Origin of the sequence: Protofrankia sp. CiP1_Cm_nod2 (assembly GCF_920664355.1) — a bacterium.
GTDB lineage: Bacteria > Actinomycetota > Actinomycetes > Frankiales > Frankiaceae > Protofrankia.
Genome location: NZ_CAKKTL010000191.1, coordinates 2,167 through 10,560, shown reverse-complemented (window position 1 = coordinate 10,560; position 8,394 = coordinate 2,167). Strand labels below are relative to the sequence as shown.

Sequence of the window (8,394 nt, the reverse complement as noted above, 5' to 3'; positions counted from 1 at the left end):
GCGCCGAACCGTTGACCGGCCCGGCGGCACCAGCCCGCTGACCGGTCACCGGCCGGTCAACGGCCAGCCACGACCGTCCGCCCGCCAGCCAGACCCCGGCCAGACCCCGGCCAGACCCCGGCCGGGCGCCGGGCCGCCGGCCGGCTACACGCTCTGGCCGCAGCCACCGCCCGGTGGGTGCCGCGCGGGCGGGTAATGGTCGAGCCGGCCCAGCAGGTCGGCGAGTGTGTCCAGTTCGTCGGGGCTGAAGTGGCTGGTCACGTGTTTGGACACCCCGGCGAGATGGGTCCGGGACGCGACCCGCAGCCGTTGGCGGCCCTCCGGGGTGAGGGTGGCCAGCGTCCCCCGCGCGTCCGACGGACACGAGCGGCGCTCGACCAGGCCCTCACGTTCCAGCCGGTCGACCAGCCGGGTCAGTCCGCTGCGCGACAGCAGCACCGCCTCCGCGAGCTCGTTCATCCGCAACGCGCCTTCCGGCGCCTCGGAAAGCTGCACCAGCACGTCGTAGGAGGCCAGCGGCAAATGGTGCTCGGTTTCGAGGTCGCTTTCCAGCTTGCGGGTAACGTAGGAATGAGCTCGCAGGAACTGACGCCACGCGCGCATCGATCGCGGGTCGACCAGCGGTTCCTGTTCCACTGTTTGCTCGTCCACCGTCACGTGGATCAGAGTACGTCGGCACTATGGGCGCGGGCTCGGACTCGCCAGGGATGTCAGATGATCGACAATTTGACCGACCTCGACGGGTTGACAGCCGGCCCATCACCTCTCGACAGCCGCGCCCGGCCCGTGGACGGCCGTGGGCGGCCCGGTCACGCCAGGGCGCCGGTCGGCGCGCCGCCGAGCACCGCTCGCCCGGGGGCCGTGCCGTCCGCGCCGGAAGCGGCCGGGTTCGTACCTTGTCGGACGCGTCCAGGCTGGACCTACGGTTATGGTGGACGTGCAGGCGTGCCGGCAGGAGCCGCACGCACCATCACACAGACCGGTCGAGGTTCTCTTGTCTGCTTCCCGGCCTAGCGCGGACGCGATCCAGGCAGCTCTCGCAACGGTGCTCGACCCTGAGATCGGGCGTCCGATCACCGAACTGGACATGGTCGAGTCGGTACGTGTCACCGACGACAACACCGTGGACGTCGTGGTGTTGCTGACGGTCGCGGGCTGCCCGATGCGCGAGGAGATCGTCTCTCGGGTCGATCGGGCGGTCACCGCGGTGCCGGGCGTGCGAGGCACGCGGGTCCGCCTCGAGGTGATGACGGCCGAGCAGCGCGCCGCCCTGCACACGAAGCTGCGCGGAGGAACCGCCACCCGGGCGATCCCGTTCGCCCAGCCCGGCTCGCTGACCCGGGTGTACGGGGTGGCCAGCGGCAAGGGCGGCGTCGGCAAGTCGTCGGTGACGGTCAACCTGGCCGCGGCGATGGCCCGCTCCGGACTGTCGGTCGGCGTCCTCGATGCCGACATCTACGGGCACTCGATCCCCCGGATGCTGGGCGTGGACCGTCTGCCCACCCAGGTCGAAAAGATGATCATGCCGCCGCAGGCGCACGGCGTCAAGGTCATCTCCACCGGTATGTTCACCCGGGGAAACCAGCCTGTGACATGGCGTGGCCCCATGCTGCACCGCGCGCTGGAGCAGTTCCTCTCGGACGTGTTCTGGGGCGACCTCGACGTCCTGCTGCTCGACCTGCCCCCGGGCACCGGCGACATCGCGATCTCGTTGGCGCAGCTCGTGCCCTCCTCCGAGCTTCTTGTGGTCACCACTCCGCAGCTCGCCGCGACCGAGGTCGCGGAGCGGGCCGGCACAGTGGCGGTCCAGACCCGGCAGAACGTCGTCGGCGTGGTCGAGAACATGGCGTGGCTGCCCTGCCCGCACTGTGACGGGCGGGTGGACGTCTTCGGCTCCGGCGGCGGCATCGCCGTGGCCGAGCGCCTCAGCCGGGTCCTCGGGCACGCGGTGCCCCTGCTCGGGCAGGTGCCGATCGACGTCCGGCTGCGGGAAGGCGGAGACAATGGCGTCCCGCTGGCGATCTCCGATCCGGACTCCGAAGCGGGGAAGATCCTCCGGGGGGTGGCCGAACGCCTGTCGTCCCGCTCCCGTGGGCTGGCGGGCCGTTCCCTCGGCCTCACTCCGGCCCGGCAGCACTGACCGCGGCGGATCCCTCAGCCGGCTCCTGTCGGCGATCTTCCGAGTACGATCTCGGAGCAAGGCGGGAACGAGCAGGGCAGTGGCCTGCGGGAACACTGATAGGACGCGGCTGCCCCCCGAACAGCCTCCTGGACCGTCCGTCCAACGGCCTTCCGGGCGGGCCGGGAACTCAGGTCGCGTCGCCGTCGAACGGCGGCGCGACCGGCGGCTGGCCGGCCGCGGTACCGCCGCCAGCCGTGGGAGAGGCGCCACCGCCGGCTCCGGAGGACACCTCTGGGCCCGGCCGGCCCGAGCTGTCGGACGTGCTCTTCGTCAGGGAGGTGGCCTTCGCCAGGGAGGCGGAAGCCGCGGACCCGGGCGACGACGTGGTCAACGACGGCCCGGTCGAGGACGGCTTGGCCAGGGACGTTCCATCCGGCGACGCCTTGGCCAGCGACAGAGTGGGCTTCACCTGGATGGCGGCGTCCTCATAGGAACCGGAGTCGTAGGAAAGCCGCGGACGAGGCGGATCCACCGCCCCGGGCAGGGCGTCGGAGTCGTCGTCGAAGAGCATCTTGTCGAAGGACGTCCGCTTGGACAGGTAGGACGGCAGCACCGGATCGTCGTCCTCGAGCAGGTGCTTGCGGACGAAGGTCTTGGGGTGCAGGGTCCGCAGATCGAGGTCGGCGAACTCCGGGCCGAGCTCGGAGCGCAGCTCCTCGCGCATCCCGGTGGCGGCCTGGCGGATCTGACGCAGCATCCGGCCCGCGTCGCGGGCGACCTTGGGCAGCCGCTCCGGGCCGAACACGAAGAGGCCGATCACCAACAGGACAGCGATCTCGCCCCATCCAACGCCGTTGAACACAGTTTCACACTACCCTGCAATCGCGATCAACGAAACAGGCTTGCCGACATCCACCGGCCAGCCGTCGCCCGGGCCACGCCTGACCGGTCTCCAACTATGCGGACAACGCCCGGACAACCACCCATCGCAGTGTCGTCGTCACAATACTGTCATCGCAATGTCACCGCCATCATACGATCATTGTGTTTCTGGCATCACAACGTCGCCATCATCACAACGGCTCCGGAACCGGAGCTCCGGGGCCGGCCCCGGAGCCCGAGCATCGACCGCGTTCCGCCCACCTACCCGTACCAGCCGTCAACCCCGTACCAAGCCGTCAACCAGCGGACACGGGCATCCGACACGGCCGGCCGTGGCCGCACGGTCAGCCGGACTGCTCCCGCAGGGTCACCTGAGCAGCCTGCGCCCGGCCGTCCCGCTCGAACGTCACAGTGATCCGTTCGCCGGCCCGGTGTGCCCGGGTCGCCGTGATCAGATCGTTGATGCTACCGACAGCGACGTCTCCGATCCTGGTGATGAGATCGCCGGGACGCAGCCCGGCCAGTGCCGCCGGCCCCCCGGCCTCGACGCCACGGACCAGGACACCGGCGGACGTCCCGGCCCCCGTGGGGGCGTTCGCCGCAACCGTGACCGCGGACACCCCGATGTGCGGATGGGTGGCCCGCCCAGTCTGGATGATCTCATCGGCCACCGACTTCGCGTAGTCGATCGGGATGGCGAAACCGACACCGATGTTCCCGGACATGCCATGCTCACCGTAACCACCGGGCACTGTCGCGATCGCCGTGTTAATGCCGATGACCTGGCCGCTCCCGTCCAGCAGCGGACCGCCCGAATTGCCCGGGTTGATGGCGGCGTCGGTCTGGATCGCGCCGATGAGCAGCGACTCCCCGCCGGATTCCACCGGCACGGTCGGGTCACGGTCCAGCGCGCTGACGATACCGGTGGTCACGGTCCCGGCCAGCCCCAGGGGCGCGCCGATGGCGACCAGGGGGGCGCCGACCACGAGCGACCCGGAACGCCCCAGCGTCGCCGCGGGCAGCGGGCCGTCCGCCCGGATCCGGATGACGGCGAGGTCGGTCCTGGGATCACGGCCGACGATCTCCGCTGGCATCGGCTGCAGGTCCTGGTAGCGGGTCACCGAGACGCGCGCCTTCGCACTGACGTTGGCCAGCACGTGGTTGTTGGTCAGGATGTAGCCGTCCGGCCTGATGATCACACCGGAGCCGGTCGCGGTCGCGGCCTGGGTGACCACACTGATCGTGACCACGGACGGCAGCACCCGCGCGGCGATGACGGAGACCGGGACGCTGCGTTCACCCGGGGCCGGCGTGCCGCCGCCTGCCGCGCCCTGCGACGCGGGCGCGGACGAGGCCGTCCAGCCGTGGTCGCCACCGGACGCGCCGTAGGCACCGATCATGCCACCGACCACCCCGCCGAGCAGCCCCGCGAGCAGCAGCGCCAGCACCGGGAGCGACGAAAGGCGGCGGAATCTCGCCGGCGCGGCCCGGCGCGGCCCACCCGTCCCGCCCGGATGGCGGGCGCCGGCCGGCTCAACGGCACCAGCGGCACCAGCGGCACCAGCGACACGGTCACCCGCCCGCACGCTGCCGTCGGCAGCACCGACAGCGGTCGGGCCGCCATCCATGGCGTCCTCGGTGGTCGTGATGTCGGCGGCCACCGGACCGGCGCTGACGCCCGTACGCGCGGCGGCACCCCACCACTGGGTACCGGCCGGCCGCCGCAGGCCGATCGGCAGCGCGGCACCGCCCGGCCATCCGGTACCGGTAACCGGGACCGGCCCCGGGGCCGGACGGGTCCACCACGGATCGGTTGGCGGGTCGGAGGGCCCGCGGACGGCGCCGTCGAGCCAGCTCATGTCATTTTTCGTACCCGAATGCGCTATTCCAGTGATATTTCCCGACTCCGACGGCTCCTGCTTCGCCCCGCCCGGCCCCAGGCCAGCGGGCGTGTCCGCCGTGGATCCCGCCTGTGGCGAGTACCCCGTGACAGGCCCGGAGCGCGAGGGAACGGCGACATTCTCGCTGCCACTGCTCATGACCGCTTCGCCTCCCGACCGCCGCTGGGGCCTGCCCTCCGGATCGTCGCCTGGCCTCGGATCCACCGAGCCGCTCCTCGCGACGCGTCGGAAAGCCCAGCGTAGTCACCGATATTCAGCAGACCGACTCCGGAACGTGTTCGGAGACGAGCTGAGTCGTCAACCGCCGTGACACCCGCAGGCGGATGACCATAGCGCACCGTTCACGCGCCTACCACCGTACGACTCGCGACACGGATCCCGGGCTGCCAGGGCAGCGTAGGTGACTTCCGTCATGTAGGTGACATCCGCCATACAGGCAGCGGTTTCCACCTACGATGCCTTCGGCTGTAGGCGGCTTCCGCCGTGTGCGGACGACAGTTCCCAGCTGCGGTCTGCCCGGTTCTCCACCCACGGCTTGCCCGGTTCGCCGACGTTCCGCCTACGGCTTGCCGGCGAGGGGACGCCGTACGCTGACCGGTACGGATACCACGCTGACCGTCGGTGCCAGACGGCTGACCCTGACCGCGGTGACACCGGTGGTGAAGCTCGGCTGTACCACCGGCACCACGGCCGGAAGGGTCGACGACGCGGGAAGCCCGCTGGGAGCGCGCGCCTCCCCGAACGCGGCTCCCGCGACGGCGAAAAGCAGCACGGCCGCCGAGCCCACCAGGGTGCGCCTGGCCCGGCTACGGCGATACGCCGCGCGTACACGCGGATCCGCCGGCCCGGGCCGCGGGCGCCGGCCACCCGTGGCCGGCGTGGTCACGCGTGGTGCCACCCGTGGGGACGGCCGGCCGGCCGCCGTCCATCCCTCCTTCGTCGACGCCTCTGACAGGGCCGCAGGCAAGATCACAGCGGCTGGGACGGCCGGCGTCCCGGCCGTGAACGCCCGCCTCCCGGTGGGCACATGCGCCTGCGGCGGCGACCACGTCGAGCCGGCCGCGTGGACGTCTCCCCAGCCATGGGGATGGCCGGACCGGAACCTCTCAGGGATGCCGGCGGGCGGCTGCGCGACCGGGTAGCCGACGGGAGCCGCTGGATCGGCCGGAAGCATGGGGCTGGCTGGAAACGCGGAGCCGGCTGGAAACGCGGGGCCGGCAAGCACCCGGTCGTTGTCCGTGGCGGAGGGAGTACCCGCGACGAACCGGGTGGGGATGGCGGCCGCGGCCATCCGCAGCAGCCTGTCCGCCACACAACCCGGCAGCACAGGGCCGCCGAGCGCCGCCAGCCGCGCCTTGAGGCGACGCAGTTCGGCTACTTCCCACTGGCAGGCGGGACAGCGGGCGAGATGCGCCAGGGCGCGGTCCCGGTCGTCATGGTCGAGCTGCCCGTCGACCAGCGGGGCGATCCGATCACCAAGATGGTGTTCGCTCACGCCTGCCGCTCCGGCGTGGACGTCGCACCGCCCACATGCGCCGTGGTCGGCGGTGCGCTCGCAGCCGCCGCCCGGCGAGGGATCCGGTGCGACCGGTGTGGCCGGTGCGCCCCGTCATCCGCCGGGGCCCGGCTGTCGGCCATGGGCGGGGACTGCGGCCCGGCCATGGCCGTCGGCGAGACGGCCGCGTTGCTGCCGGCCGGCTCGTCGGCCACGGCCAGCAGCGCCGCTTCCCCGGCTGTGGGCAGGTAGGCCGAGGAGCGCGGCGCCCGGTCGGCGAGCGCCTGCCGCAGCATCGCGCGTCCCCTGGAGATCCGGCTGCGGACCGTGCCGAGCTTCACCCCCAGGGTCTGCGCGATCTCCTCGTAGGAGAGCTGCTCGATGTCGCAGAGCACGACCGCGGCCCGGAAGTCCGGCGGGAGCGCGGCCAGTGCGCCTTCGATGTCGGCGTCGAAGTGCGACTCCGCGTAGACGGCCTCAGGGCTCGCCTCACGGCCCGCCAGCCGCTCGGGGTCGTCCGGCAGCGCGTCGAAACGGATCTTCTGCTGGCGTCGCATCCGGTCCAGGAAGAGGTTCGTGGTGATCCGGTGCAGCCAGCCCTCGAAGGTGCCGGGTGTGTAGTCCGCCAACGACCGGAACACGCGCACGAAGACGTCCTGGGTGAGGTCTTCGGCGTCGTGCGCGTTACCCGTAAGACGGTAGGCGAGACGGTACACCCTGTTACCGTGGTCCCGTACGACCTCTTCCCAGGTGGGTGGGACCCACGCGGCCGCGTCGCCACCGACCGTGCCAGCGGCATCGGCCGCGACAGACCCGGCGGCGTTCTCCTCCGAGGCCGGACGTGGCGGAGCCAGCCGGCCAGACGTGAACGTGGCCAGGCGCGCGTCCTGTCCGTTCACAGCCGCCTCTCGATCGGTTCGAGACGAACGTACCCGACGCGCCGGCCATGGCGCGGCAAAACCCGCAGCGGACACCGGCTGTTCTCCCCTCGATCCATCCCCGACACGAGGCGCGTTGCCAAGACGAACGCGCCATCAGCACCCGGCGTTCCCGTAGGCTGCCTATGTCATGCCCGACACAGTCACCGGGGCCGTCGATCCGACCGCCGCATACACGGAGGGCTTCCTGCTGGAAGACCCTCCCCTGCGGGCTGCCCGAGCCCGCGCCGAGGAGGTCGGTATCGTCCCGGTCACCCCGGGCACCGGTTCCATCCTGCGCTTCCTCGCCGCCTCTGTGGCAGCCCGCACAGCTGTCGAAATCGGGACAGGGACCGGCGTGTCCGGCACCTGGCTGCTGCGCGGGATGCGCCCGGACGGGACCCTGACCACCATCGACGTCGAAGCCGAGCATCTGCGGCTGGCCCGCCGCACGTACGCGGACGCCGGCATGGCACCCAACCGCAGCCGGCTGATCACCGGGCGCGCGCTCGACGTCCTGCCCAGGCTCACCGACGGCGCCTACGACCTGGTCTTCTGCGACGCGGACCAGCGCGAGGCCACCGACTACCTCAGCCAGGCCCTCCGCCTGCTGCGGGCGGGCGGCATCGTGGTCTTCACCGGCGCGCTCGCCGGCGGGCGGGTCGCCGATCCCGACGCCCGCGACGCCGAGGCCATCGCGGCCCGGGAGCTGGTCGCCGCCGTCCGCGACGACAGCCGGCTGACCCCCATGCTCCTGACCACGGGCTACGGCGGCCTCCTGGTCGCCGTGGTCGCCAGGTCCTCACCGGTCGGCTAGAGCGTCGGTCAAGTAGCGCGAGCCCCGTCCGTAACCACCCACGCAGGCCATGATCGGCGCGAGTTTGTTGTCGTGTGCGCTCTTTGGCCGTGTCAGCGTACACAGCGACAAACTCGCGCTGATCTTCTTCGGCGGCTGGCGTCCATCGACGTGTGCTGCTGTGCGCGAGGATACGTATGGTTACACGACCGGCGCTTTAGGCCGTTCGTTCGGCCAGGCTGTTTCTGCCGTTCGTTCCGCCGTTCGCGTCGTTCCGCCGT

General features: G+C 71.6%; 8 protein-coding genes. 3 read left to right on the top strand and 5 right to left on the bottom strand.

Annotated elements, in window-relative coordinates:
* Positions 1-144: 144 nt before the first annotated feature.
* Positions 145-603 (bottom strand): MarR family transcriptional regulator, encoded by a 459-nt coding sequence (locus NBW84_RS18460; RefSeq protein WP_250285990.1) that lies wholly within the window; start codon positions 601-603, stop codon positions 145-147.
* 391 nt (positions 604-994) lie between these two features.
* Between NBW84_RS18460 and NBW84_RS18455 the strand changes: the two genes are divergently transcribed.
* Positions 995-2,140, top strand: a complete 1,146-nt coding sequence (locus NBW84_RS18455) for a P-loop NTPase (protein WP_250285989.1) — start codon at positions 995-997, stop codon at positions 2,138-2,140.
* A gap of 169 nt (positions 2,141-2,309) precedes the next feature.
* Here NBW84_RS18455 and tatB read toward each other — a convergent pair whose 3' ends face one another.
* From tatB to sigE, 4 genes are all read right to left on the bottom strand, one after another.
* Entirely contained in the window at positions 2,310-2,984 is a 675-nt protein-coding gene (tatB, locus tag NBW84_RS18450) for a Sec-independent protein translocase protein TatB (RefSeq protein ID WP_250285988.1), read from the bottom strand.
* 364 nt (positions 2,985-3,348) lie between these two features.
* The gene (locus NBW84_RS18445) at positions 3,349-4,863 is read right to left on the bottom strand and encodes a trypsin-like peptidase domain-containing protein (protein WP_250285987.1); all 1,515 of its coding nucleotides are present in this window, start codon (positions 4,861-4,863) and stop codon (positions 3,349-3,351) included.
* A gap of 601 nt (positions 4,864-5,464) precedes the next feature.
* Complete coding sequence (locus NBW84_RS18440) at positions 5,465-6,400, bottom strand: zf-HC2 domain-containing protein (protein WP_250285986.1); 936 nt, start codon at positions 6,398-6,400, stop codon at positions 5,465-5,467.
* Positions 6,397-7,299: an RNA polymerase sigma factor SigE gene (gene sigE / locus NBW84_RS18435; protein WP_250285984.1), complete on the bottom strand. Its 903-nt coding sequence runs from the start codon at positions 7,297-7,299 to the stop codon at positions 6,397-6,399. Before sigE ends, NBW84_RS18440 begins: the two co-directional genes overlap by 4 nt.
* 169 nt (positions 7,300-7,468) lie before the next feature.
* On the opposite strand from sigE, the gene NBW84_RS18430 reads away from it, so the two are divergent.
* Entirely contained in the window at positions 7,469-8,134 is a 666-nt protein-coding gene (locus NBW84_RS18430; RefSeq protein ID WP_250285983.1) for an O-methyltransferase, read from the top strand.
* 49 nt (positions 8,135-8,183) lie between these two features.
* The coding region (locus NBW84_RS18425) for a hypothetical protein (RefSeq protein WP_250285982.1) at positions 8,184-8,394 on the top strand (211 nt) is incomplete at its 3' end.